The following is a 24,692-nucleotide window of genomic DNA, read 5'->3' as shown; positions in this document are numbered from 1 at the left end:
GGCGCCCGGGTTTCGCCGCGCGAGACGGTGCGGTCCGTGCGGCCGGACTGGCCCCGACACGGGAGCCCGCTCGGCGTCTCCTTGGGGCCGAAGGCCCCGGGCCGGTTCGGGCGGTGCCGAGGGCTCGGGGCGGTCTCAGGCTCGTTCGGCGCGGCGCTCCTTCGGGGCCGGTGGCCCCGCCCGCTTCGGGCCGGTGGCCCAGGCCGTACGCCGGGGGCGCGGGGCGGTCTCAGGTCCGCGCGTCCCGGCGGTCCTTCGAGGCGGTAGGCCGCCAGGCCGGTGCCGTCGCGCGGGCGTAGTCCGCGAAGTCGCGGGCGGGGCGGCCGAGTGTGCGGGGGACGTCGTCGGTGACGGTGGCGTTGCGGCCGTCGAGTACGTCGCGGAAGAGGTCGGCGAGCATGCCGGCCTCCTCGGGGGAGAGGCCGACCTCGGTGGTCAGGTGCGTGGCGTAGGCGTCCGGCGGGATCTCGCGGTAGCGGATCTCGCGGCCGGTGGCCTTGCTCAGCTCCGCCGCCGACTCGGCCAGGGACAGCGCGCGGGCGCTGGTCAGTTCCAGGGTCCGGCCGTCCAGCCCGTCCCCGGTGAGGGCCGCCGCCGCGACGTCCGCGATGTCGTCGGCGTCGACGAAGGCCTCGACGGTGTCGGGCGCGGCCGGCAGCAGCAGTTCGTCCCGCTCGCGCACGCCGACGACGGGGAACTCCTCGCTGAAGTTCTGGCAGAACCAGCTGGCCCGCAGGATCGTCCAGCCGGTGCCGGCCTCGCGAACCGCCTGCTCGGCGGGGTGGGCCGCCGGCAGGCCGCGCGCCGAGAGCAGCACCAGGCGCTCGACGCCGGCGCTGGCCGCCCGCTCGGCGAAGGCGCCGAGCACCTCGGCGGCCCACGGCACGGTGATGTCGGGGTAGTAGGCGAGGTAGGCGGCCCTGGTGCCGGCCAGCGCGGGGTCCCAGGTGGCCCGGTCGGTCCAGTCGAAGGGCGGGGTGCCGGTGCGGGAGCCGACGCGGGCCCCGGGCAGCAGGCGGGCGACGCGGCGGCCGGTCTTGCCGGTGCCGCCGAGGACGAGGATGTGGTGGTTCTCGGTCATGGGCCCATCCCACCGGGCCCGGCGGCCGAGGGACATCGCTCCGCGGCTCGCCCGCATAAGCGATCGTCTCACCGGTCTAGGCTGGTCACATGGACGTGCTGGGGAGCCTGTTGGCGGGGCCGCGGGCCCGCGGGGCCTTCCTGATGCGGGTGCTGCTCGACCCGCCGTGGGGCGTGCTGGCGCGCGACCGGGCGCCGTTGACCGTGGTGTGCGTGACGCGCGGCTTCACCTGGCTGGTACCGGAGGGCGGCGCGCCGGTGCGTCTCGAACAGGGCGACCTCGCGGTGCTCTCCGGCGGGGCGAGCTGCCTGGTGGCGGACGACCCGGCCACCGCGCCCGAGGCGTTCATCGAACCGGGCGGGTGCGGGGTCGGCCCGACCGGCGAGGACCTGTGTGACGCGCTCGACCGGGGCGTGCGCACCTGGGGTTCGGGCGGCGCGGGCGCGACCGAGCTGCTGGTCGGCACCTACCAGCTGGCGGGGGAGGTGACCGGTCGGCTGCTGCGGGCGTTGCCGCCCGTGGCGGTGGTGCGGGAGGGCGAGTGGGACTGTCCGCTGATGCCGGTGCTCGCCGCCGAGATCACGCGCGACGAGCCGGGGCAGGACGTGGTCCTCGACCGGGTGCTCGACCTGCTGGTGATCTCCGCGCTGCGCGCCTGGTTCGCCCGGCCGGAGGCCGAGGCGCCCGCCTGGTACCGGGCGTACGGCGATCCCGTGGTGGGTGGGGCGCTGCGGCTGATGCGGGACCATCCGGCGCACCCGTGGACGGTGGCCTCGCTGGCCGCCCGGGTCGGCGCGTCCCGGGCCGCCCTCAGTCGCCGCTTCACCGCGCTGGTCGGTGAGCCGCCGATGACCCATCTCACCGGCCTGCGGCTGGACATGGCGGCCGAGCTGCTGCGCGCGCCGGACGCCACCGTGGAGTCGGTGGCGCGCCGGGTTGGGTACGGCAGCGCGTTCGCGCTCAGCACCGCCTTCAAGCGGGAGCGCGGAATCAGCCCGAGCCAGTTCCGCGACGGGGCGTGACGTTCGCGGCAGCCGGCCGATCGTCCGGCGATTTCCGCGTCGCGGTGGCCGAACTCGGGAATACTTTTACCGGGCGGCGCGAGCACTCCAGATATAGTCGGCTGGATCTCGGACGCTGTCTCTGACAGGAAATTGAACATAATGGCGACCATCGCACTTTCCCCTGCGGCCCCGGGGGCGCGGATCGTTTCCCTCGGGCATTTTCTCCCGGCCACCGTCCTCACCTCCGAGGAAGTCGCGTCCAGGCTCACCGTGGACGCCGAATGGATCGTGTCAAGAACCGGCATCAGGGAACGCCGCATCGCGGACAAGGGCGAGACCGTCGCCGACCTGGCGACCGCGGCCGCCCGGCGGGCGCTGGAGAAGGTGCCGGACGGCACCGTCGACACGGTGCTCGTGGCCACCTCCACGCCCGAGTCCACGATGCCGAGCGTCGCGACCCGGGTCGCCGGCCGGCTCGGCCTCCCCGAGCCCTCCGCGTTCGACGTCAACGCCGCCTGCGCGGGCTTCTGTTACGCACTGGCCACCGCCGACTCGCTGATCCGCACCGGGGCCAGCCGGGGCGTCCTGCTGGTCGGCGCGGACAAGGCCAGCGCCTTCCTCGACTGGGCCGACCGCGACACCGCCGTGCTGTTCGCGGACGGCGCCGGCGCCGCCGTCGTCCAGCCGGCCGAACAGCCGGGCGTCGGCCCGGTGTTGTGGGGTTCCGCGGGGGAGCGCGGCGAGTTGATCACCATCGACGCGACCGACGGCGTGCTCCGGCAGAACGGTCCCGCGGTCTACCGCTGGGCCAGCGGTCTCGGCCCGATGGCGCGCCGGATCTGCGACCGGGCCGGCATCGCGCCCGACCAGCTCGCGGCCTTCATTCCCCACCAGGCGAACCTGCGCATCGTCAACGCGCTCGCGACCCATCTGAAGCTGAGGGAGGAGAACTACGTGGCCACCGATGTCGTCGACACCGGAAACACGATGGCGGCCACCATTCCGCTGGCGTTGTCCCGCATGAGTGAAAAGCGCTCGGTCGCCGATGACGAAGGCGTACTGCTTTTCGGATTCGGCGCCGGACTCTCCTATGCCGGCCAGATCATCACACTGAATGGATTGGCGCGCGCCTGACGCTTTCCCGCGCCACCGCTACGCGGGGTGGCGCTCCCGTCGGGTGTCGTATACGACCACCGGCTCCGGGCTGGCCGTCACCGAGGTCAGCAGCACCACCGAGTCGTCCATCGCCCGGAGCCCGTGCCGCGTCTGCGGGATCTTCATCAGCTGCCCGGAGCGCAGCTCCACGTCGCCCTCGGCGGCGACGAGCCGCACCCGGCCGCGCACCACCTGGAGGCTGGCGGCCGGCGGGGCGGCGTGCTCCTCCAGCTCCGCGCCGGCGGTCAGCGCGATCACGCTCTGCCGCAGCGGCCCGTCCCGCAGGAACAGGTGGGCGCTGCGGCCGTGCTCGGCGGCGTGCGCCAGGGCCAGGTGCCGCTCGGCCAACTCGGTGAGGTCGTCCATGCCTCCATGCTGCCGGGCGCCGCGCTCCCCGCAACTCCAGAGGGTGCTCAGCCCGCGCCCCGGGGGACCGTGAGCACAGCTGTGGCCATTGGTGACGTCCAGGCAATGTCCCCGCAACGGAACGGGCTCACGCTGGCGGCATGAGCAGCAGCCGCACCCAGCCGACCCTGGTCGCCGTCGCCCATGGCTCCCCCGACCCCCGCGCCGAGCAGGCCGTGCGCGCGCTGGTCCGGCGCGTCCGCGCGCTGCGACCCGGGCTGCGCGTCGAACTCGGCCACCTGGAGAACGACGAGCCGCTGCTGACCGACACCCTCGCCGCGCTGCGCGGCCGGGCCGTGCTCGTGCCGCTGCTGTTCAGCCGGGGCTACCACGTCAAGCACGACCTCCCTTCCGTGCTGGCCGGCGCCCCCCACCTGCGCACCCGCACCGCCGCCACCATCGGCCCGCACCCGCTGCTCGCCGATGCCCTGCACAGCCGGCTCGTCGAGGCCGGCTACCGGCGCGGCACCCCCGTGGTGCTGGCCGCGGCCGGCTCCAACGACCCCGAGTCGAGGGCCGGCACCGAGTACACCGCGCAGATGCTCGCCACCCGCCTCGGCGGCGTGCCCGTGCTGCCCGGCTACGCCTCGGCCGCCCGGCCCACCGTCCCCGAGGCGGTGGCGCGGCTGCGCGAGGCCGGACACCGGGAGATCGCCGTCGCCTCGTGCTTCGTCGCGCCCGGGCTGTTCGCCACCCGCTGCGCCGAGGCCGCGCCCGGCGTGGTCGCCGCGCCGCTCGGCAACCACCCCGCGCTGGCCAGGCTGCTGCTGCACCGCTACGACCGGGCCGTCGGCGCCCCCAGACCGGCGGCCGGCCGCCCGGGCGGCGCGCGCCACGCCAGCCTCGCCTTCGCGCCCTGACCCGCCCCCTGTCACCCCCGGGGGTTACGGTCGGGGCATGCACCAGGCGAGTGGATACGCGGCCGCCGACGCCGAACGCTACGACCCGGAGCCCGACAAGCGCCCCGGGCGCACCGCCTTCCAGCGCGACCGGGCCCGCGTCCAGCACTCGGCCGCGCTGCGCCGGCTCGCCGGCAAGACCCAGGTCGTCACCCCGGACGCCGCCGACCGCCACCACCTGTGGGACACGGCGCCCCGCACCCGGCTCACCCACTCCCTGGAGTGCGCCCAGATCGGCCGCGACCTCGGCGCCGCCTTCGGCTGCGACCCCGACATCGTCGAGGCCGCCTGCCTCGCCCACGACCTGGGCCACCCGCCGTTCGGCCACAACGGCGAGCGGGCCCTCGACACCATCGCCGCCGCCGCGGGCGGCTTCGAGGCCAACGCCCAGTCGCTGCGGCTGCTGACCCGGCTCGAACCCAAGCGGCTGCGGGAGAAGGACGGCCACCCGCTGGGCCTCAACCTGACCCGCGCCACCCTGGACGCCGCCACCAAGTACCCCTGGCCGCGCGGCGCCCACCCCACCAGGCCCGACTCGCCCAAGTACGGCGTCTACCCGGACGACCTGCCCGTCTTCCACTGGCTGCGGCACGGCGCCGCCCCGGCCGGCGCCCGCTGCTTCGAGGCCCAGGTCATGGACTGGTCGGACGACGTCGCCTACTCCGTGCACGACGTCGAGGACGGGCTGCACGCCGGCCACCTCGACCCCACGCTGCTGCTGGCCGAGCCCGAGCGCCGCGAGGTGTTCGCGGTCGCCGCCGCCCGCTACGCGCCGGACGGCACGGCCGAGGCCGAGCTCGCCGCCGCCCTCGACCGGCTGCTCGCCCAGGAGTGGTGGCCGCACGGCTACGACGGCAGCGCCCTGTCCCTGGCCCGGCTCAAGGACGCCACCAGTCAGCTGATCGGCCGCTTCTGCCTGGCCGCCGAGCGCGCCACCCGCGAGCGGTACGGCCCGGGGCCGCTGCGCCGCTACGCCGCCGAGCTCGTCGTCCCGCCGGCCACCCGCCTGGAGTGCGCGGTGCTCAAGGCCGTCGCCGACGTCCATGTGATGCAGCGTCCCGACCAGGAGCGGCTGCGGGGGCGGCAGCGCGAGCTGCTCGCCGAGCTCGGCGCGGCCCTGCTCGCCCGTGCCCCCGTCGGCCTCGACCCCCAGTACCGGGCGCTGTTCGCCGCAGCCGGCGACGACCGGGAGCGGCTGCGGGTGGTGGTGGACCAGATCGCCGCGCTGACCGACGCCGCCGCGCGCTCCCTCCACGCGCGGCTCACGCCCGGGGGCCGCTCCCCCGAGTGATCCGGGCGCCCGGGGCGGCCGTGGCCCTCTTTTCGTCGCCGCCCTTTTGCGAGGCCCCCTGCTCGGGGCAGTCTCCTGGGAGATCCGCCCCCGGAGCACGCGGGGCGCGGCAGGCAGACGCTCGGGAGGCGTTGCGTGGACGGAGCACACCGGACGTTTCTGATCATCGGCGGCGGTCTCGCCGGGGCCAAGGCGGCCCAGACGCTGCGGGAGGAGGGGTTCTCCGGGCGGGTGATACTGATCGGCGACGAGCACGAGCACCCCTACGAGCGGCCCCCGCTCTCCAAGGACTACCTCGTCGGCCGCGCCGAGCGGAACAGCGTCTACGTGCACGAGCCGTCCTGGTACGCGCACCACCGCGTCGAGCTCCACCTGGGGCAGCCGGCCGTGGCCATCGACCGGCAGGTCCGCGAGGTGCGGCTCGGCGACGGCACCCGGCTGTCCTACGACGCGCTGCTGCTGGCCACCGGCGCCGAGCCGCGGCGGCTCGACGTGCCGGGCACCGAGCTGGCCGGCGTGCACCACCTGCGCCGGCTGGCGCACGCCGACCACCTGCGCGGCGTGCTGACCGGCGGCCCCTCGGGGGACGACCCGGGCCTGGTGATCGCCGGCGCCGGCTGGATCGGCCTGGAGGTCGCCGCCGCGGCCAGCGCCCTGGGCGTGCCGGTCACCGTCGTCGAGCCGGAGCCCACCCCGCTCCACGGGGTGCTCGGCCCCGAGCTCGGCCGGTTCTTCGCCGACCTGCACGGCGACCACGGGGTCCGGTTCGTCTTCGGCGCCCGGCTGACCGAGATCACCGGCAAGGACGGCATGGTCGCCTCGGTGCGCACCGACGACGGCCGCGAGCTGCCGGCCCGCGCCGTGCTCGCCGCCATCGGCGCCGCGCCCCGCACCGCGCTGGCCTCGGCGGCCGGCCTCGCGCTGGCGGCCGAGGCCGGCGGCGGCATCGCCGTGGACACCTCGCTGCGCACCAGCGACCCGCTGATCTACGCCGCCGGCGACGTGGCCTCCGTCGCCCTGCCCGAGCCGGGGACCGGCCGCCGCCGGGTCGAGCACTGGGCCAACGCGCTCAACTCGGGACCCGCCGCCGCCCGCGCCATGCTGGGCCGGGACGTCACCTACGACCGGGTGCCGTTCTTCTTCTCCGACCAGTACGACGTCGGCCTGGAGTACTCGGGCTGGGCCCCGCCCGGCGCCTATGACCAGGTGGTGTTCAGGGGGGACGTGGGGAAACGCGCCTTCATCGCCTTCTGGCTGCGCGAGGGCCGGGTGCTCGCCGGCATGAACGTGAACGTCTGGGACGTCACCGACCCCATCCAGCGCCTGGTCAGATCGCCCGAACCGGTGGACCCGGCGGCCCTGGGGGACCCGGAGACGCCGCTCACCTCGTTGCTCGCCGAGTGAGGCCGAATGAGTTAGCCTAAAAAAGACGCTTATAGGGCAAATCGGGTGATAGGTGATGGGCGGCGGCGCTCCTGGCGGAAGGAGCCGAGTGCGGGCGAGAACCCCGGGGAAGCAGACCGTGACCTCCCTGATCAGGGCGGCCACGGCCGCGCCCTCCCTGCACAACGCCCAGCCCTGGCGCTTCCGCTACCTCAGCGAGAGCGGCGTGGTGCAGGTCCGCGCCGCCCTCGACCACGCCCTGCCACACTCCGACCCGCACGGGCGCGCGCTGCACATGGGCTGCGGCGCCGCCCTGCTCAACCTCCGGGTCGCCGCAGCCCACGCCGGGCTCGCCGCCGACACCACCCTGCTGCCCGACCGCTACGACCCGCGACTGCTCGCCACCGTCACACTGCGGAGCGGGGCCGACGGTGAGGACGGGCCCGGGGCCGGGCTCGGCGAGCTCTACGAGGAGATAAACCGCCGCCGCACCAGCCGGCTCCCGTTCTGCGACGAGCGCGTCCCCGACCCCGTCCGCGCCCGCCTGCGGGACGCCGCCGAGCGCGAGGGCGCCCAACTGCACTTCCCCTCCACCTGGCACACCGAGACCGTGCTCGACCTGATCCACGACGCCGAGGGCCGCGACCTCGCCGACCCGGGCCGCTCCGCCGAGCTCTCCGAGTGGACCGAGACCCCGCCGGGACACGACTTCACCGGCCGCCCCGTCCCCGCCGAGCTCCACGACACCTCCGCCGTCGAGTACGAGGAGGCCCCGCAGCTCGCCCTCCTCGGCACCGCCGAGGACCGGCCGACCGACTGGATCAGGGCCGGCCAGGCCCTGGAGCGGGTGCTGCTGCTCGCCACCCGCGAGGGGCTCTCCACCGCGCTCAGCTCCGAGGCCGTCGAGTGGTCCGACCTGCGCTGGACCGTGCGCGACCCGCTCTCCTCGATGGGCCAGGTGCACGTCGTGCTGCGCCTCGGATACGGCCCGCCGGTGCCGGCCACCCCGCGCCGCCCGGTCTCCCAGGTGCTCCACATCGACTGACACATCAGGCGATTCCGGTGCATCGGGGGTAAGTTCGCCCTATGGCGAAACAGACCGTGGCCGAGCAGTACGTCGACATCCTCGTCCGCTCCGGTGTGCGCCGGCTCTACGGCGTCGTCGGCGACAGCCTCAACCCCGTGGTGGACGCCGTCCGCCGCAACTCCGCCATCGACTGGATCCAGGTCAGGCACGAGGAGGCCGCCGCCTTCGCGGCCGGCGCCGAGGCCCAGGTCACCGGCCGGCTCGCCGCCTGCGCCGGCTCCTGCGGCCCGGGCAACCTCCACCTCATCAACGGCCTCTACGACGCCCACCGTTCGATGGCCCCGGTGCTCGCGCTCGCCTCCCACATCCCCAGCTCCGAGATCGGCACCGGCTACTTCCAGGAGACCCACCCCGACCAGCTGTTCCGCGAGTGCAGCCACTACTGCGAGCTGATCTCCAACCGCCGCCAGATGCCGCGCGTCCTGCAGACCGCCGTCCAGCACGCCATCGGCCGCGGCGGCGTCAGCGTCGTCGCGCTGCCCGGCGACATCGCCGCCGAGCAGGTGCCGGAGCGCGCCGAGGAGCACGCCCTGGTCACCAGCCGCCCGGCCGTCCGCCCCTCCGACGACCAGATCGACGCGCTGGCCAGGATGGTCGACCAGGCCCGCCGCGTCACCCTGTTCTGCGGCAGCGGCACGGCCGGCGCGCACGCCGAGGTGATGCGCTTCGCCGAGCGCGTCAAGTCGCCCATCGGCCACGCGCTGCGCGGCAAGGAGTTCATCCAGTACGACAACCCGTTCGACGTCGGGATGAGCGGGCTGCTCGGCTACGGCGCCGCCTACGACGCCACCCACGAGTGCGACCTGCTGATCCTGCTCGGCACCGACTTCCCGTACAACGCCTTCCTCCCCGACGACGTGCGGATCGCCCAGGTCGACGTCCGCCCCGAACACCTCGGTCGCCGCTCCACCCTCGACCTCGCCGTCTGGGGCGACGTCAAGGAGACCCTGGACTGCCTCACCCCGCGCGTGAAGGAGAAGAAGGACCGCCGCTTCCTCGACCGGATGCTGCGCAAGCACGCGGAGGCGCTGGAGGGCGTCGTGCACGCCTACACCCGCAAGGTCGAGAAGCACGTGCCGATCCACCCCGAGTACGTGGCCGCCGTCCTCGACGAGGAGGCCGCCGACGACGCCGTGTTCACCGTCGACACCGGCATGTGCAACGTCTGGGCCGCCCGCTACCTCACCCCCAACGGCCGCCGCCGGGTGATCGGCTCCTTCAGCCACGGCTCGATGGCCAACGCCCTGCCCCAGGCGATCGGCGCCCAGTTCACCGACCGCCGCCGACAGGTCGTCTCCATGTCGGGCGACGGCGGATTCGCCATGCTGATGGGCGACTTCCTCACCCTGGTCCAGTACGACCTGCCGGTGAAGGTGGTCCTCTTCAACAACTCCTCGCTCGGCATGGTCGAGCTGGAGATGATGGTCTCCGGGCTGCCGGCGTACGGCACCACCAACCGCAACCCCGACTTCGCCGCCATCGCCAACGCGGCCGGCGCCCACGGCATCCGCGTCGAGAAGCCCAAGGAGCTGCGCGGCGCGCTGCGCGACGCGTTCCGCCACCGCGGCCCCGCCCTGGTCGACGTCGTCACCGACCCCAACGCGCTGTCCATCCCGCCCAAGATCAAGGCCGAGATGGTCACCGGCTTCGCCCTCTCCGCCAGTCGCATGGTGCTGGCCGGCGGCGTCGGCCGGATGACGCAGCTGGCCCGCTCCAACCTCCGCAACATCCCGCGGCCCTAGCCTGTCGGCGGCCGGTCGTAGACTTCTGGCGTGGCGGGCAGGATCAACGACGAGGACGTGAAGGCGGTCAGGGACGCGGTCCCGATCGACGCCGTGGTCTCCGAGTACCTTCAGCTGCGCCCCGCGGGCGGCGGGAACCTGAAGGGCCTGTGCCCCTTCCACGACGAGAAGTCCCCCTCGTTCCAGGTCAGTCCGAGCAAGGGCCTCTTCCACTGCTTCGGCTGCCAGGAGGGCGGCGACACGCTGACCTTCGTCATGAAGGTCGAGCACCTGTCGTTCGCCGAGTCCGTCGAGCGGCTGGCCGCCCAGGCCGGCATCACCCTCCGCTACGAGCAGGGCGGCTACGGCGTCGGCCGCCAGCAGGGCGAGCGCACCCGCCTGATCGAGGCGCACAAGGTCGCCGCCCAGTACTACGCGGAGCAGCTCGCCTCGCCCGAGGCCGAGATCGGCCGCCGCTTCCTCACCGAGCGCGGCTTCGACCAGGCCGCCGCCCAGCACTTCGGCGTCGGCTACGCCCCGGCCGGCTGGGACCACGCGGTCCGCTTCCTGCGCGGCCGCGGCTTCACCGACAAGGAGCTGATCCTCTCCGGCATCGCGCAGGACGGCAGGCGCGGCCCCATCGACCGCTTCCGCGGCCGGCTGATCTGGCCCATCAGGGACATCACGGGCGAGGTGATCGGCTTCGGCGCCCGCCGGCTCCGCGACGACGACAACGGGCCCAAGTACCTGAACACGCCGGAGACCCCGATCTACCGCAAGTCCCAGGTGCTCTACGGGATCGACCTGGCCAAGCGGGACATCGCCAAGAGCAACCGGGCGGTCGTCGTCGAGGGCTACACGGACGTGATGGCCTGCCACCTGGCCGGCGTCCCCACCGCGATCGCCACCTGCGGCACCGCCTTCGGCGGCGAGCACGTCAAGATCCTCCGCCGGGTCCTGCTCGACAACTCGGACGCGCACAGCGCGGGCGAGGTCGTCTTCACCTTCGACGGGGACGCGGCCGGCCAGAAGGCCGCGCTGCGCGCCTTCGAGGACGACCAGAAGTTCGCCGCCCGCACCTCCATCGCCGTCTCCCCGGACAACATGGACCCGTGTGAGCTGCGGCTCGCCAAGGGCGACGAGGCCGTGCGGGAGCTGGTCGACTCCGGCACGCCGCTCTTCGAGTTCGCCATGCGCTCCATCGCCGCCCGGCACAACCTGGACACGGTGGAGGGCCGTTCCGCCGCCCTGGAGCACGCGGCACCACTGATCGCGCAGATCAAGGACCCGTCCATCCGGCACGACTACGGGGTGCGGCTCGCCGGCATCGTCGGCAACCCGGACGAGCAGTTCGTGATCCGCCGCATCGGCCAGCTGGCCCGCTGGGGCCGCGAGCGGCAGCGGGCCGCCGGCGGCGAGGGCCGGCGCCAGCCGCAGCCCGAGCCCTCGGCACCCGCGGCGCCCGCGCGGCGCGGCGGCCCCCCGCTGAACCTGCGCAGTCCGGTCTACGTCCAGGAGCGCGAGCTGCTGAAGTTCGCGATCCAGTTCCCCGAGCTCGTCGCCCCCGCCTTCGACGCCTATGGCGTGGACGAGTTCACCGCCCCGCCCTACGCGCTGATCCGGGGCCTGATCGCGGAGGCCGGCGGCGTCGGCGCCGCGGACGACGGCTACCTGGAGCGGCTGCGCGAAGCCGCCCCCGACGACACCGTCCGCGTCATGCTCAACGAGCTGGCCGTGGAGTCCGTGGTCGCCTCCCGCCGGCAGCGGGAGCTCGACCACCTGGCCGGCCACTACCTCGTCGAGGTGCGGCTCGCCGCCGTCAACCGCCGCATCGAGGACCTGGAGTCGGCCGCCAGGCGCGCCGAGGCCCAGTCGGGCAACGCCCAGGCGGCCGCCGACATCCGCCAGGAGCTGTGGACCCTCGTCCAGTACCGGACCGCCCTGCGAGAGCGCGGCGTAGCCGCGCTCTAGCCACGCGGCGCCGTGCCTCGGCGCTCCGCGCCGGAGCGAGGTAGCTGAGCTGTGCTGCCCGCGAGCTGCCGTGTCGGGCCGCGGCGCGTCGGTCGGGCCCTGGGCCGTGCCAGAGCGCGGTGCCCGGGCCCCGCCGACCGGGCGCCACCGGGCTGAGCTGCCGTGCGGTGACCGCGCCTCGCCGACCCGGCCGGCACCGGGCCGCCAAGGCAGCCCGTGCCGGTCGACGGCTCGCCGTGCTGGACGGTGCTGCGGCGCGGCGGTCGGCCCCGGGCCGCGCCGAAGCGCGGTGCCCGGGCCTCGCCGACCGGGCGTCACCTGGCCGCCAAGGCACCCCGCGCTGCGGCGCGCGTGCCGGCACCGGGCTCGTCGACCGGGCGTCGCCGTGCCGCCGAGGCACCCCCCGCCGGAGCGAGGTAGCCGAGCTGTGCGAGGTGCCGTGTCGGGCTGTGCGCCGGCGCTCCGGCCGGCACCTCCGCGTCGGTCCCAACGGTGCCCCCGGTGGGCGCCGGGGCGCCAAGGCCCCGCAGGGGCCCGGCGGCCTGGCCGCGTCGCGCGGCACGGCCGGCGAGCCACGCCGCGCAGAACCGCCGGAGGCAACCCGCCCCGTGAAACCGCCGGAGAGAAGCCAGCCCACAGAACCCCCGGAGGAAACCCGCGAAACCGCCGGAGGCAACCCGTCGGAGGCGTGCCGTAACCGGCGAGACATAAAAAGGGCACGCACGACCCTCGTGGACGGAGTGTGCCGTACCGCACACTGGGGGCGGTGCCGCTCCGTCGTTCCGTCTGATCGTGTTCTCCCCGTGCTCTTCCCGTGCTTCCCCCGCGTGTTCTCCTCGTGCCGCGATCACTGGAGGTCGCCCCGTGCAGACCGAGACGCTCATCAGCGCGGCCCCGGCCGCCGTCCGTGACCCCGGGGCCCCGCCGCTGACGCGCCGGCGGCTCGACGCCGGGGGCGGTGGCGCGACCGCCGGCACGGGTGACCTGTTCCGCCAGTACCTGCGCGAAATAGGCCGAATACCGTTGCTCACCGCGGCCGACGAGGTGGAGCTCGCCCGCCGGATCGAGGCCGGACTGTTCGCCGAGGAGCGGCTGGAGTCCGGCGTCGGCCTCGACGACCAGCTGGCGCTCGACCTCGACCGGCTCATCGTGCGCGGCCGGTTGGCCAAGCGGCAGCTCATCGAGGCCAACCTGCGCCTGGTGGTCTCCGTCGCCAAGCGCTACATCGGGCGCGGCCTCACCATGCTCGACCTGGTGCAGGAGGGCAACCTCGGCCTGATCAGGGCCGTCGAGAAGTTCGACTACGCGCGGGGATTCAAGTTCTCCACCTACGCGACCTGGTGGATCAGACAGGCCATGTCCCGCGCCATCGCCGACCAGGCCCGCACCATCCGGGTGCCGGTGCACGTCGTGGAGCTGATCAACCGTGTCATCAGGGCGCAGCGCCGGATCCTCCAGGAGCGCGGCCACGAGCCGAGCCCCGCGGAGGTCGGGGTGCTGCTCGGCCTCACCCCGGCCCGGGTCAGCGAGATCCTACGGCTCGCCCAGGACCCGGTGTCGCTCCAGGCGCCGGTCGGCGACGAGGACGACGTCAACCTGGGCGACCTGATCGAGGACGCCGACGTGCCGTCGCCCGCCGAGTCCGCCGCCTTCCTGCTGCTGCGCGAGCAGTTGGAGGCCGTGCTGTCCACGCTCGGGGACCGGGAGCGGCGGGTCGTGGAGCTGCGCTACGGACTGCTCGACGGCCGGCCGCGCACCCTGGAGGAGATCGGCCGGCTGTTCGGCGTCACCAGGGAGCGCATCCGGCAGATCGAGCACAAGACGCTGAGCAAGCTCCGTGACCACGCCTACGCCGAGCAGCTGCGCGGCTACCTGGACTGAGCGGCCGTGCTGCTCGCCGGCTCGGCCGCGGGGGCGGGGACCGCGGCCCCGGCGGCCGGGCGGCGCGGTCTCGCCCAGCGCTCCATCGCCGGCCGCTCCACGAAGCGGTACAGCGCCCAGGTGGCGGCCAGCGTCAGGGCCGCCATCAGCAGCACGTAGCCCAGCGCGACCGGCGTGGCGTAGGCCGCGCCGGGACCCGCGACCAACTGCGTGACGTACATGATCACCACGTAGTGGCTGAGGTAGCAGGCGTAGGTGCGCTCGCCGGCCGCCACCATCCAGTCGCTGCTCAACCAGCGCCCGCGGCCGAGCAGGTCCCGGTGGGCGAGTGCGGCCACCACCAGCGCCACCGGCCCGGCGGACAGCGGCCCGAAGGTGAAGACCGCCGGCATCTGGAGGGTCAGCAGGATCGTCACGAACGGCAGCGCGGCGACGTGGCGCAGCCGCGGCGGCCGCCAGCCCTCGGCGATCAGCCGGGCCAGCAGCATCCCGATCAGGAACTCCGGCAGCCGGGAGACCGGGAAGACATAGGCCAACCAGTACTGCTCCAGGGAGATCTGCGGCATGCCCGGCACCGGCGCGGGCGCCGGCAGCAGCCACTGCGCCACGCAGGGCACGCTCGCCGCCGCGGCGACCATCGCCAGCGTCCAGGCGCCGAGCCTGGCCCTCGGGATGGCCCGCACCCACCTGATCAGCACCGGGAACAGCAGGTAGAACAGCACCTCGCAGGCCATCGACCAGGTCACCGGGTTGGCGGCCACGATGAAGTCGCCGCTGGGCACCCAGACGTGCACCAGGAACAGGTTGGCCAGCACCGCCCCGGGATGCCACGGCCCGTCCTCGACGGACAGCTGGGCGCCCACCCCGCAGGCCGCCACCAGGACGGCCGCCGCCGCCAGGCACAACACGTGGTTGGGCACCACCCGCACCAGGCGCCGCCGCCAGAAGCGCCGGGCCGGCTCGCCCGGTCTCGCCGTCCAGGTCATCACGAAGCCGCTGAGCAGGAAGAACAGCGTCACGGCGACGGTGCCGGTGGAGGCCATCTCGCCGAAGAAACGTTGTAGCTCGGGGTCGGCGAACAGTCTGGGGGCGTCGAGGGCGTGGGCCGCGAAGACGACGAGGCAGGCGAGGAAGCGCACCCCGGTCAGCGACGGCAGATGCCGGGGCAGGCCCGGCGGACGGGTGGAACGGGCGACGGCCATCGAGACGACCCCTCTTGCGAACGTGCCCCGCGACCCCGCGGAGCCGGACGGTGGACCTTTTCCAAGGAGAACCGCCCAGCAGGGCGCCGGGCACCCTAAACCACCCCAACGAGCGGACCGGGGGGTCGACGCGGAGACGGCCGGGAGCCGAGGGTCAGTCGAACGCGCCCGGATGCGTCTCGTCGCGTACCGCCGCGTACTGCTGACGCACCGTCGCGCCCACCGCCGTCTCGTCGCCCGGCTCCAGCGTCTCGCCGGCGGCCGGTGGCCAGGCCGGCGGCTCGTCGGCGGTCAGCGTGCCCTGGTCGACGCCCTGGGCCCAGGCGGCCTGGCGGGCCGCGCCGAGCGCGGTGTAGTCGGCCGGCTCGGGGACCACGACCGTGGCGTCGAGCAGCGACGGGGCCAGCGCCCTGACCGCGGGCAGCTCCGCCGCTTGGCCGAGCAGGAAGACCCGCTCGATCACCACCCCGCGCCGGCGCAGCACGCCGGCCGCGTCGGCGAGGCCGCACAGCATGCCCTCGAACGCCGCCCGCGCCAGGTGCTCCGGCTTCATGCTCTCCCGCCGCAACCCGGTCAAGGTGCCGGAGGCGTGCGGGAGTTCGGGGGTGCGCTCGCCGGCCAGGTAGGGCAGGAGCACGAGGCCGTGCGCGCCGGGCGTGGAGCGGAGCGCGAGCTCGGAGAGCCCGGGCAGGTCGACGCCGAGCAGTTCGGCGGTGCCGCGCAGCGTGCGGGTGGCGTTGAGGGTGCGCACCACCGGCAGGTGGTGGCCGGTGGCGTCGGTGAGGGAGGTGATGGTGCCGGTGGGGTCGGTGAGCGCCTCGTCGTGCACCGCGCAGACGGAACCCGTGGCGCCGAGCGAGACGACGGCGTCGCCCGGGCCGACGCCGAGGCCGAACGCGGCGGCCATGGTCTCGCCGGTGCCGGCCGAGATCAGCAGCCCCTCCGGGGTGCGGCCGGCCGGCTCGGCCGGGCCGAGCACGTCGGGCAGCTCCACCGGGTGCCCGATGGCCAGCTCGGCCAACTCGTGGCGCCAGGACTCCGATACCGCCGACCAGTAGCCGGTCCCCGAGGCGGCGCCCCGGTCGGTGGTCCAGCGCTCCGGCCGGCCGAGCAGCTGCCAGACCAGCCAGTCCTGGGCCTGGAGCACGGCGACGGCCCGCCGCGCCGCCTCCGGCTCGGCGCGCCCGAGCCAGCGCAACTGCGTGACCGGGTGCGTCGGTTGGGGCACCGCGCCGACGGCCTCCGCCCACGCGGCACGCCCACCGAGCGCGTCCACCAGACCGAGCGCCGCGGCCCGCGCACCCTCGTTCCCCCCGGTGAGCGCCGGCCGCACCGGCTGACCCTCGGCATCCAACGCGACGACACCGAGCGGCTGCGCGGTCACCCCGATCGCCGTGACCTCCTCGAGCACCCCACCGTCGGCGGCCTCACCCAGCGACAACAGCCAGGCACCGGGGGTCGGTTCGTCCGCCGGATGGGGAGCCTGGCCCTGCCGGAGTATCCGCCCGGTCTCCGGGTCACAGACGACGATGCGGGTGTGGGTGGACGAACTGTCGAGGCCGGCGACTATTCCCATGAAGCCAGATGATGCCCTATCCGTCCCCTTGCGCGGCTCATATCGTCATTCCGGTGTCCATCTCCGGTCACCGCCTTCCGCGCGAAGCGCGGGAGAGGCCGGCCGTCGGTGGCCCCGCCTGGCGGCGGAGCCACCTTGGCGCAGGCCCGCGCGAAGCGCGGGACACTTCCGGCCGGCCCACAGGGCCGCCTCCGGCGCGGAGCGCCGAAGGGAGGGCGGGACGGTGCGGATACCCCGCCCCCTGGCGGCCCTGGCGGCGGTGCCGCCAGGCCGGTGTCTCGCGCAGAGCGCGGGGCCGCTCCAGACTCGGCCCGCAGGGCCGTCCCCGGGCGCAGCGCCGAGGACTCGGCTGCTGGTGGCCCTGGCGGCGGTGCCGCCTTGGCGTCGGGCCGTCGGCCCGTGCCCCGCGCGTGGCGCGCGAAGAAGGGGTGGCCGGCCGCGGGCGGCCCGCCTCGGCGCCCGGCCGCCAGGCCGGTGCCTCGCGCGGAGCGCGGAGCCGCTCCAACCCCGGCGCGAAGCGCCGTCAGAGGGGCGGGTGGGTGGGGGAGAAGCCCGGCGCGCAGCGCCCAGGCGCCCGGCGGCGTAGCCGCCGCCCAGCCCAGGTGGGCGGGGGAACCACGTCGCCGAGGCCGCCCCGCCCAGGGGCTACGCTCCGGATTCCGCCGCCACCACCGTCGCCGTCGCGCGTCGCTCGGCGCGCCGCTCCCGCAGTCGGCTGGCGACCGGCTCGGTCCACCGCGTCGCGAAGGGCCCGACGATGACCAGTATCAGTACGTACGCCGTCGCCACCGGCGCGATCCGCGGTTCGGTCGCCGCGGCCAGGCCCGCTATGACGATGGAGAACTCGCCGCGCGCCACCAGCGCGCCGCCCGCCCGGAAGCGGCCGCGCGGGCCGATGCCGGCGCGCCGCGCCGCCCACCAGCCGGTGGCGATCTTGGTGCCGGTCGTGACGATGGCCAGCAGCAGCGCCGGCACCAGCACCGGCGGGATCGCCGTCGGGTCGGTCGACAGGCCGAAGAAGACGAAGAAGACGGCCGCGAACAGGTCCCGCAGCGGGGTGAGCAGCCGGCGCGTGTTGTGCGCGACCTCGCCGGAGAGCGCGATGCCGACGAGGAAGGCGCCGACCGCCGCCGAGACCTGGAGCTGTTGCGCCACGCCCGCGACGAGCAGCGTCAGGCCGAGGACCACGAGCAGCAGCATCTCGGGGTTGTCGGAGGAGACGGCCTTGCTGATGAACCGCCCGTGCCGCAGCGCGACGTAGAAGGCGATGCCGGCGGTGCCGAGCGCGATCACCAGGGTGAGGCTGCCGCTGGCCAGGCCGACGCCCGCCAGGACCGTGGAGAGGACCGGCAGGTAGATCGCCATGGCCAGGTCCTCCATCACCAGGATGCCGAGGATCACCGGTGTCTCGCGGTTACCGAGGCGGTTGAGGTCGGTGAGGATCTTGGCGATGACGCCCGATGAGGAGATGTAGGTGACGCCCGCCAGCGCGAGCGCGCCGACCGGGCCCCAGCCGAGCAGTAGTCCGGCCACCGCACCCGGGGTCGCGTTCAGCACCAGGTCCACCAGCCCCGAGGGGTACTGGGTCTTGAGGCTGTCCGCCAACTCGGTCGCGGTGTATTCCAGGCCCAGCATGAGCAGCAGCAGGATGACGCCGATCTCGGCGCCGATCTCGATGAAGTCCTCGGTCGTGGAGAGTGGGATCAGGCCGCCATGACCGAAGGCCAGCCCTATCAGGAGATAGAGCGGGATGGGGGAGAGGCCGAGCCTACCGGCCAGTCGTCCCACGAGCCCGAGGCCCAGGACGACGGCCCCCAGCTCGATCAACATGGTCGTGGTGTCGTGCACGCTCACCGCACCTTTCGGTTGTCAAGGTCATTCGCACGAGCGTCGGCGCACCGACGTCGTGTATCCGTGGCCCAGGCGACCGACAGCGCGGAGATCAGGCCCCTGCGATGATGTCGGCCAGGTCGGCGACGCCCTCACGGGTGCCGACGACCAGCAACGTGTCGCCCGCCTCGAGGCGGAAGTCCGGCCCCGGCGACGGGTGCGCGCCGGTCCTGCGCAGCACCGCCACGATCGAGGCGCCCGTCCTGGTGCGGGCCCGGGTGTCACCCATCGGGCGCCCGCGGTAGGGCGAGTCGGGCTCGATCGGGATGCGCTCGGTGACCAGGTCGAGGCCGAGTTCGCCGTCGTGCAGCGTGACGGTCGGCTTCTGCGGGGCGAGGATCGACGCCAGCCGGGCGGCCTCCTCCTCGTCGAGGGCGACGGTGCCCTGACAGGAGTCCGGGTCCTCCGGGTCGAAGAAGCCGATGAAACGCCGGCCGTCCTCGTGCGTCACGACGGAGATGTGTCGTCCGTCCCGTGACGCGATGTCGTACTGGGTGCCGACGCCCGGCAGGGGGGTGCGTCGCGTGCCCATGCTGATCTGCCTCCTCAACCGCGGTCGCAGTGAGCATAACGCGGGAGACAGCACGTTTGTTCTGGAGATTGGCCGGAACTGGCCCGTTTACCAAAGAGATCTTCGCGAAGAAGTCTTTGCAAAGAGATCTTGGCGATCTACCGTGAGCGCATGACGGAACCCGAGGAGGCGCCCGCCGCGGAGCGGGTCGTGCTCGACGGCAGGGGGCTGCGCGCCCTGGCCCACCCGGTGCGGGTGCGGCTGGTCGGCCTGCTCCGGCAGCACGGCCCCGCCACCGCCACCCAGCTCGCCCGCCGGTTGTCCCTGAACTCGGGGGCCACCAGCTACCACCTGCGGCAGCTCGCCGGGGCCGGCTTCGTCGAGGAGGACACGGAGCGGGGCAACGCCAGGGACCGCTGGTGGCGGGCGGTGCACCAGCTCACCGCCGTGGAGCCCGAGCTGGTGGCGGCCGAGCCCGAGGCGGCCCAGGTCTTCCTCCAGTCCGTGGCGGCGGCCCATACCCTGCGCCTCCAGCAGGGCCTCAACGAACTGGCCACGATGCCGCGCGACTGGGGACCGGCGTTCCACCTGAGCGACGTGACGCTGCGCCTCACCCCTGAGCAGGCGCGGGAGCTCGGCCGGGAGCTGTGGGAGGTACTCGACCGCTACCGGGAGGAGAACCGGCGGCACGCGGACGAGCCGGGCCGGCAGAGCGTCGCCGTCCAGTTCCACGTGCTGCCCGAGTTCGCCGGTGACGAGGAGCACGAGGCGTGAGGGCCAGGGCCCTCGTCGGCCTGCTGGCCGCCGTCGCCGTCTCGCAGCTCGGCACCAAGATCTCCGCCGTCGCGCTGCCCTGGTTCGTGCTGGTCACCACCGGCAGTCCGGCGCAGACCGGGCTCGTGGCGTTCTGCGAGATGACGCCGTACGTGCTGGCCAAGGCGCTGTCAGGGCCGCTGATCGACCGGGCGGGGCCCCGGGTCACCTCCTGGACCACCGACGTGGTCAGCGCCGCCGCCGTGGCCGCGATCCCGCCGCTGCACGCCGCCGGGCTGCTGCCGCTGTGGCTGCTGCTCGTGCTGGTCGCCCTGGTCGGCGTCACCCGGGGGCCAGGCGACCTGGCCAAGCAGGTCATGGTCCCGGAGGCCGCCGACCGCGACGGGGTGCCGCTGGAGCGGGCCACGGGCCTGGCCGGCGTCGCCGAGCGGCTGGCCGGCACGGTGGGCCCGGCAGGGGCCGGCGTGCTGGTGGCGGCCCTGGACGCGATGACCGCGCTGGTCGTCAACGCGGTCTGCCTCGCCGCCGGTTCGCTGCTGATCGCGCTGACCCTGCCGCGCGGCATGGGCCGCGGCAGGCCCGCCGCACCGGAGGCGGCCGAGGCGGCGGGGGACGAACCGGCCGGCTACTGGCGGCGGTTCGGGCAGGGGTTCGCCTTCCTGCGCCGCGAGCCGATGCTGTTGGCGATCAGCCTCACCGTCGCCGTCACCAACCTCCTCGACGCCGCCTACAGCAGCGTGCTGCTGCCCGTGTGGGCCGAGGAGTCGGGGCACGGCCCCTCGGCGATCGGCATGATCGGCGCCGTCTTCGGTGGCACGGCCGTCTGCGGCAGCCTGCTGGCCGCCGTGGTCGCCCACCGACTGCCCCGACTCCCGCTGTTCTTCGGCGGCTTCCTGCTCGCCGGCGCGCCCCGCTTCGTGATCCTGGCGCTCAGCGTCTCGGCCGGCGCGCCGCTGTGGTCGGTGCTCGCGGTGTGCGCCGTGGGCGGGTTCGGCTCGGGGTTCCTCAACCCCATCATCGGCGCGGTGGTGTTGGAGCGCATCCCGCGCCACATGCTGGGCCGCGTCCAGGCGTTGTTCACCTCGCTCGCCTGGTCGGGCATCCCGCTCGGCGGCTTGGTCGGCGGCGCCGCGGTGGGCGCCGCGGGCCTGGTGCCGGTGCTGCTGGTCGTCGGCCTGCTGTACTTCCTCATCACCAACCTGGCGGCGCTGCGCCCGGAGTGGCGGCGGATGGACCGGGAGCGCGCGGCGGCCAGGACCGGTCGCGCCGATCGCGGCGATCGCGGCGATTCGGCCACGGCATGTCACGGCGCGGCCACCGGATCGGGTTAGTGTCTGGGCGTGTTGTTGACGTGGGCCGGGCGGGCGGTGGGTGACAGGTTCGGGCCGGCGCGCCTGCTTCCGCTGTTCGTCGGCGTCGGCTATCTGCTGCTCGTCCAGCGTGCCGCGCCCGACGCCGCCGACTGGTTCGTCACCCTGGCCGCCGGCGCCCTCTTCCTCGGCGGCGGCGCCTGGCCGCTCGCGGTCTCCATCGCCCAGAGCCTGTTACTCGTGCTGGCCCACCCGCTGGTGTCCAACACCCCGGTCGCGGCCAAGGTGATCGCCAGCGTGGCGCTGCTCGAACTCGCGGTGCGCCGCCCGCCCCGCGAGGCGCTGCTCGGCACGGCCGTGCTGATCACCGCCTACGTCCTGCTGATCAAGGACCACGAGACGGTCACCGGGATGCTGGCCGCCGGCTACCGGGTCGTGGTGGTGGCCGTCGCCCCGCTGCTGCTCGGCGCCTATGTGCGCGCCACCGGCCGGGCGTTGGCCCAGGCGAAGGCCAGGGCGCGGGAGGCCGAGGAGCGCCGCGAACTCGCCGCGCACAGCGCGCGTCTCGCCGAACGCACGGAGCTGGCCCGCGAGTTGCACGACCTGGTGGCGCACCACGTGTCGTCCATGGCGCTGCGGGTCAACGTGGCCCGTGCGGTGCTGCCCGACCTGGACCCCCGGGTCCGCGGGGTGTTGGACGACGTCTACGGCTCGGCCACCACCACGCTCGCCGACCTGCGCCGGCTGGTCGCCGTGCTCCGCGACCCGGCGGCCGTCGCGCCCGAGGGCGGCCCGCCGCTGGTCGTCGAGCCGGCGGAGCTGCCGGCCGCCGTGGCCGCCGTCGTGGAACGCGGCGTCCAGGCCGGGCTCCAGGTGCGCGCCCACGTCGATCCGGCCATCACCGGACTCGACGCGGTCCGTGGCCTCGCCGTGCTGCGCGTGGTCCAGGAGGGGCTCACCAACGCCACCAAGCACGCCGGCTCCGGCAGCACCATCACCGTCGACGTGACGGTCACGGAAGGTGACGTCCGGGTCGAGGTGAGCGACGACGGCGGCCCGGCCGAGGTGTCTTCCGACCTGCCGCAGGGGCCGGGATTCGGCCTCGTCGGCCTGCGCGAGCGCGTCGGTCTGGTCGGCGGCACGCTCACCGCCGGGCCGCACGCGGGCGGCTGGCGGCTGTGCGCCGAGCTGCCGGAGCGCGTCCCGGGTGGTGCCCCCTCGGCGACCGTCCCATAGTGGGACATATGTCCAGAGCTGTGAGATTCGACGAGTACGGTGACGTCGACGTGCTGCGCGTGGACGAGGTGCCGCGCCCCGAGCCGGGCCCCGGGGAGGTCGTGGTCCGGATCAAGGCCGCCGGCATCAACCCGGGCGAGGCCGCTATCCGCCGCGGCCTGCTGCGCAAGCGCTGGCCCGCCACGTTCCCCTCGGGGCAGGGCAGCGACCTGGCCGGCGTCGTCACCGAGACGGCACCCGACGTGCGGCAGTTCGACCGCGGCGACGAGGTGCTCGGCTTCACCAACCACCGGGCCAGCCACGCCGAGTACGCGGCGGTCGAGGCCGACCAGCTGATCCGGCGGCCGACCGACGTCTCCTGGGCCGAGGCCGGCTCGCTGGCGATCGTCGGCACCACCGCCTACGCGGCGGTGCGCGCGGTCGGCGTGCGCCGGGGCGACACGGTGGTGGTCTCGGGCGCGGCCGGCGGAGTCGGCACCCTCGCCTGCCAGTTGGCGCGCAACCTGGGGGCCACGGTGATCGGCCTGGCCAGCGAGGACCACCACGGCTGGCTCTCCGACCACGGGATCCTGCCGGTCAACTACGGCGAGGGCGTGGCCGAGCGGATCAGGGCGGCGGCGGGCGGCGCGTCACCCGACGCGTTCATCGACACCTACGGCGCCGACTACGTGCGGCTCGCGATCGAGCTCGGCGTCCCTCCCGAGCGGATCGACACCATCATCAACATGGCCGACGCCGAGGAGTACGGCACCAAGATGGAGGGCAGCGCCGCGGCCGCCGACGCCGGGGTGCTGGCCGAGCTCACCGCCGCCGTCGAGGACGGCAGACTGCACGTCCCGATCGCCAGGACCTACCCGCTGGACGACGTCCGCGAGGCCTTCCGCGACCTGGAACGGCGCCACACGCTGGGCAAGATCGTGCTGATCCCCTGACGCCTGGCGCCGGGGAGCCTCACAGGCCGGGGATCTCCCCGTCGGCCACCCGCTCGTAGGTCTGGCCGAGGCCGCTCTCCCACTCGACGGCCAGCGTCTCGCTCTCCCGGGTGATGGTGGCGACGGTCCACTCCTCGTCCGCCGTGTCGCAGCTGAAGCTCACGCTGTCGTCCCGCAGCGTGCCGCTGCAGAAGGCCGTGTCCGTCTCGAAGGCGATGGCCTCGGTGAACGAGACCAGGTCGCCGTAGAAGGTGAGCACGCTGTCGGAGTCGTCGAGCCCGGTCGCCCAGGTGCCGTCGAGCGCCCCGCCCCCGCCCTCGCCTTCCGCGGGGGCCGTCGAGGTCTCCTCCTCGGCCGGCTCCTCGTACTCCGTCACGCCGGTGAACGGGTTCTCCTCGGAGCAGCCGCCGAGCAGCAGCGTCCCCGCCGCCACGAGCGCGGACAGCGCCAGCCTCGAAACCACGCGTCTCCTCATCATGTCCCCCCGGACCTCAGCGACGTTGGAGCGGGCCGTGTCCCCGGCAGGGTAGTGGCCCGCCGGCCGGTTCGACCCCGCGCGTCAGGCGGTCTTCCCGGCCGGACGTTGCGCGGCCAGCGAGTCCAGGTGCCGGGCCAACACGGCGGTGGCCCAGCCCTGGTCGGCGTCCGCGGGCTCGCGCAGCAGGTGCGCGGCGAGGCCGTCGAGCAGCGCGTGCAGCCGCGCCGCCTCCAGGTCGAGGTCCGCGCCGGGCGCCAGGTCGACGCCGTTGTCCAGCTCGCCGACCAGCCGGCGGCACGTCCGCCGCCTCGCCAGGTGCGCGGCGTCCCGCGGCCCGCGCAGCGTGGCGTCGGTGCGTGCCACGTCGCACAGCGCCAGGTACGCCTCCGACTCGGCGCGCCGCTCCTCGTCAAGCGGCAACATCCCGCGCGCGGCGGCCGCCACGGACTCCCGCGCGGCGCCGGGCGGCCGCGGCGCGGTGGACCGCTCCCTGAAGCGCTCGGCGACCATCTCCAACGCGAAGAGCAGCAACTCCCGCTGGCTGGCGAAGACATGGCGCAAGGAGCCGGCCGAGACCCCGGCCTCGGCCGCCACCCCGCGCACCGAGGCGCGGCCGATCCCGTCCCGCACGATGACCCGCCAGGCGGCGTGCGCGATCTCCCGGCGCCGCTCGCCGCGGTCGATGAGTCTGGGCATGGGGGTAGAGGCTAAGCCACCATGATCACGATCGACTCGGCATTCGATATCGCCCGGGAAACGGTTCCCCTGCCGGGGGCTTGGCCAGCGGGCCCTGGCCGGTGGCCCCCGGCCGGCCCCCGCGGCCCCGCCCGACCCGTCGGCCCGGGAAGGCGATTCGAGTCGCGCCACGCGCCGAGAATTGCCCGAAACCGCCGCCGTCCGGCGTT

General features: G+C 74.5%; 21 protein-coding genes. 13 read left to right on the top strand and 8 right to left on the bottom strand.

Annotation, left to right across the window (positions count from 1 at the left end):
* Positions 1–229: 229 nt before the first annotated feature.
* Entirely contained in the window at positions 230–1,081 is an 852-nt protein-coding gene (locus tag RNC47_RS16040; protein WP_311599377.1) for an NmrA family NAD(P)-binding protein, read from the bottom strand.
* Positions 1,082–1,170: 89 nt separating this feature from the next.
* On the opposite strand from RNC47_RS16040, the gene RNC47_RS16035 reads away from it, so the two are divergent.
* Positions 1,171–2,103 (top strand): AraC family transcriptional regulator, encoded by a 933-nt coding sequence (locus RNC47_RS16035; protein ID WP_311599375.1) that lies wholly within the window; start codon positions 1,171–1,173, stop codon positions 2,101–2,103.
* 141 nt (positions 2,104–2,244) lie between these two features.
* Positions 2,245–3,219: a beta-ketoacyl-ACP synthase 3 gene (locus tag RNC47_RS16030; protein ID WP_311599372.1), complete on the top strand. Its 975-nt coding sequence runs from the start codon at positions 2,245–2,247 to the stop codon at positions 3,217–3,219.
* Positions 3,220–3,237: 18 nt separating this feature from the next.
* Here RNC47_RS16030 and RNC47_RS16025 read toward each other — a convergent pair whose 3' ends face one another.
* On the bottom strand, positions 3,238–3,606 hold the full coding sequence (locus RNC47_RS16025; protein WP_311599371.1) for a cupin domain-containing protein: 369 nt from the start codon (positions 3,604–3,606) through the stop codon (positions 3,238–3,240).
* Between the two features lie 140 nt (positions 3,607–3,746).
* Between RNC47_RS16025 and RNC47_RS16020 the strand changes: the two genes are divergently transcribed.
* From RNC47_RS16020 to RNC47_RS15990, 7 genes are all read left to right on the top strand, one after another.
* Positions 3,747–4,505, top strand: a complete 759-nt coding sequence (locus tag RNC47_RS16020; protein ID WP_311599368.1) for a sirohydrochlorin chelatase — start codon at positions 3,747–3,749, stop codon at positions 4,503–4,505.
* 37 nt (positions 4,506–4,542) lie between these two features.
* Positions 4,543–5,835, top strand: a complete 1,293-nt coding sequence (locus tag RNC47_RS16015) for a deoxyguanosinetriphosphate triphosphohydrolase (RefSeq protein ID WP_311599367.1) — start codon at positions 4,543–4,545, stop codon at positions 5,833–5,835.
* A 135-nt stretch (positions 5,836–5,970) separates the two neighbouring features.
* Complete coding sequence (locus tag RNC47_RS16010) at positions 5,971–7,239, top strand: NAD(P)/FAD-dependent oxidoreductase (protein ID WP_311599366.1); 1,269 nt, start codon at positions 5,971–5,973, stop codon at positions 7,237–7,239.
* Between the two features lie 88 nt (positions 7,240–7,327).
* A complete protein-coding gene (locus RNC47_RS16005; protein WP_311599365.1) occupies positions 7,328–8,263 on the top strand; it encodes a nitroreductase family protein in 936 nt (311 codons plus the stop codon).
* Positions 8,264–8,304: 41 nt separating this feature from the next.
* The gene (locus RNC47_RS16000) at positions 8,305–10,047 is read left to right on the top strand and encodes a pyruvate dehydrogenase (RefSeq protein WP_311599363.1); all 1,743 of its coding nucleotides are present in this window, start codon (positions 8,305–8,307) and stop codon (positions 10,045–10,047) included.
* Positions 10,048–10,077: 30 nt separating this feature from the next.
* Positions 10,078–11,997 (top strand): DNA primase, encoded by a 1,920-nt coding sequence (gene dnaG / locus RNC47_RS15995; RefSeq protein WP_311599361.1) that lies wholly within the window; start codon positions 10,078–10,080, stop codon positions 11,995–11,997.
* Between the two features lie 846 nt (positions 11,998–12,843).
* Positions 12,844–13,878: an RNA polymerase sigma factor gene (locus RNC47_RS15990; protein ID WP_394814796.1), complete on the top strand. Its 1,035-nt coding sequence runs from the start codon at positions 12,844–12,846 to the stop codon at positions 13,876–13,878.
* Here the strand turns inward: RNC47_RS15990 and RNC47_RS15985 are convergent.
* The 4 genes from RNC47_RS15985 to RNC47_RS15970 form a co-directional block, all read right to left on the bottom strand.
* Entirely contained in the window at positions 13,866–15,080 is a 1,215-nt protein-coding gene (locus RNC47_RS15985) for an acyltransferase family protein (RefSeq protein WP_311599360.1), read from the bottom strand. The genes RNC47_RS15990 and RNC47_RS15985 overlap by 13 nt on opposite strands.
* A gap of 154 nt (positions 15,081–15,234) precedes the next feature.
* On the bottom strand, positions 15,235–16,656 hold the full coding sequence (locus RNC47_RS15980) for an FGGY family carbohydrate kinase (RefSeq protein ID WP_311599359.1): 1,422 nt from the start codon (positions 16,654–16,656) through the stop codon (positions 15,235–15,237).
* A 645-nt stretch (positions 16,657–17,301) separates the two neighbouring features.
* Positions 17,302–18,504: a cation:proton antiporter gene (locus tag RNC47_RS15975; protein WP_311599358.1), complete on the bottom strand. Its 1,203-nt coding sequence runs from the start codon at positions 18,502–18,504 to the stop codon at positions 17,302–17,304.
* 94 nt (positions 18,505–18,598) lie between these two features.
* Positions 18,599–19,078: a cation:proton antiporter regulatory subunit gene (locus RNC47_RS15970; protein ID WP_311599356.1), complete on the bottom strand. Its 480-nt coding sequence runs from the start codon at positions 19,076–19,078 to the stop codon at positions 18,599–18,601.
* Positions 19,079–19,228: 150 nt separating this feature from the next.
* Here RNC47_RS15970 and RNC47_RS15965 point away from each other — a divergent pair, with 150 nt between their 5' ends.
* From RNC47_RS15965 to RNC47_RS15950, 4 genes are read left to right on the top strand one after another with little or no spacing between them, the layout of a single operon-like run.
* Positions 19,229–19,831: a helix-turn-helix domain-containing protein gene (locus RNC47_RS15965; RefSeq protein ID WP_311599354.1), complete on the top strand. Its 603-nt coding sequence runs from the start codon at positions 19,229–19,231 to the stop codon at positions 19,829–19,831.
* Positions 19,828–21,162 carry an MFS transporter gene (locus tag RNC47_RS15960; RefSeq protein ID WP_311599352.1) on the top strand — a complete coding sequence of 445 codons (1,335 nt, stop codon included), beginning with the start codon at positions 19,828–19,830 and terminating at the stop codon, positions 21,160–21,162. The genes RNC47_RS15965 and RNC47_RS15960 overlap by 4 nt, the downstream gene beginning before the upstream one ends.
* A 9-nt stretch (positions 21,163–21,171) precedes the next feature.
* Positions 21,172–22,377, top strand: coding sequence for a sensor histidine kinase (locus RNC47_RS15955; RefSeq protein ID WP_311599350.1), 1,206 nt, complete (start codon positions 21,172–21,174; stop codon positions 22,375–22,377).
* A gap of 8 nt (positions 22,378–22,385) precedes the next feature.
* Positions 22,386–23,309, top strand: a complete 924-nt coding sequence (locus RNC47_RS15950) for an NADP-dependent oxidoreductase (RefSeq protein WP_311599348.1) — start codon at positions 22,386–22,388, stop codon at positions 23,307–23,309.
* A gap of 19 nt (positions 23,310–23,328) precedes the next feature.
* Here the strand turns inward: RNC47_RS15950 and RNC47_RS15945 are convergent, their stop codons facing one another.
* On the bottom strand, positions 23,329–23,772 hold the full coding sequence (locus tag RNC47_RS15945) for a hypothetical protein (protein ID WP_311599346.1): 444 nt from the start codon (positions 23,770–23,772) through the stop codon (positions 23,329–23,331).
* A gap of 96 nt (positions 23,773–23,868) precedes the next feature.
* A complete protein-coding gene (locus RNC47_RS15940; RefSeq protein ID WP_311599344.1) occupies positions 23,869–24,483 on the bottom strand; it encodes a TetR/AcrR family transcriptional regulator in 615 nt (204 codons plus the stop codon).
* Positions 24,484–24,692 lie beyond the last annotated feature (209 nt).

The organism is Streptomyces millisiae (assembly GCF_031845425.1).
Taxonomy (GTDB): domain Bacteria; phylum Actinomycetota; class Actinomycetes; order Streptomycetales; family Streptomycetaceae; genus Streptomyces; species Streptomyces millisiae.
The sequence above is the reverse complement of the archived record's forward strand: the minus strand, read 5'-3'. Positions and strand labels throughout refer to the sequence as shown.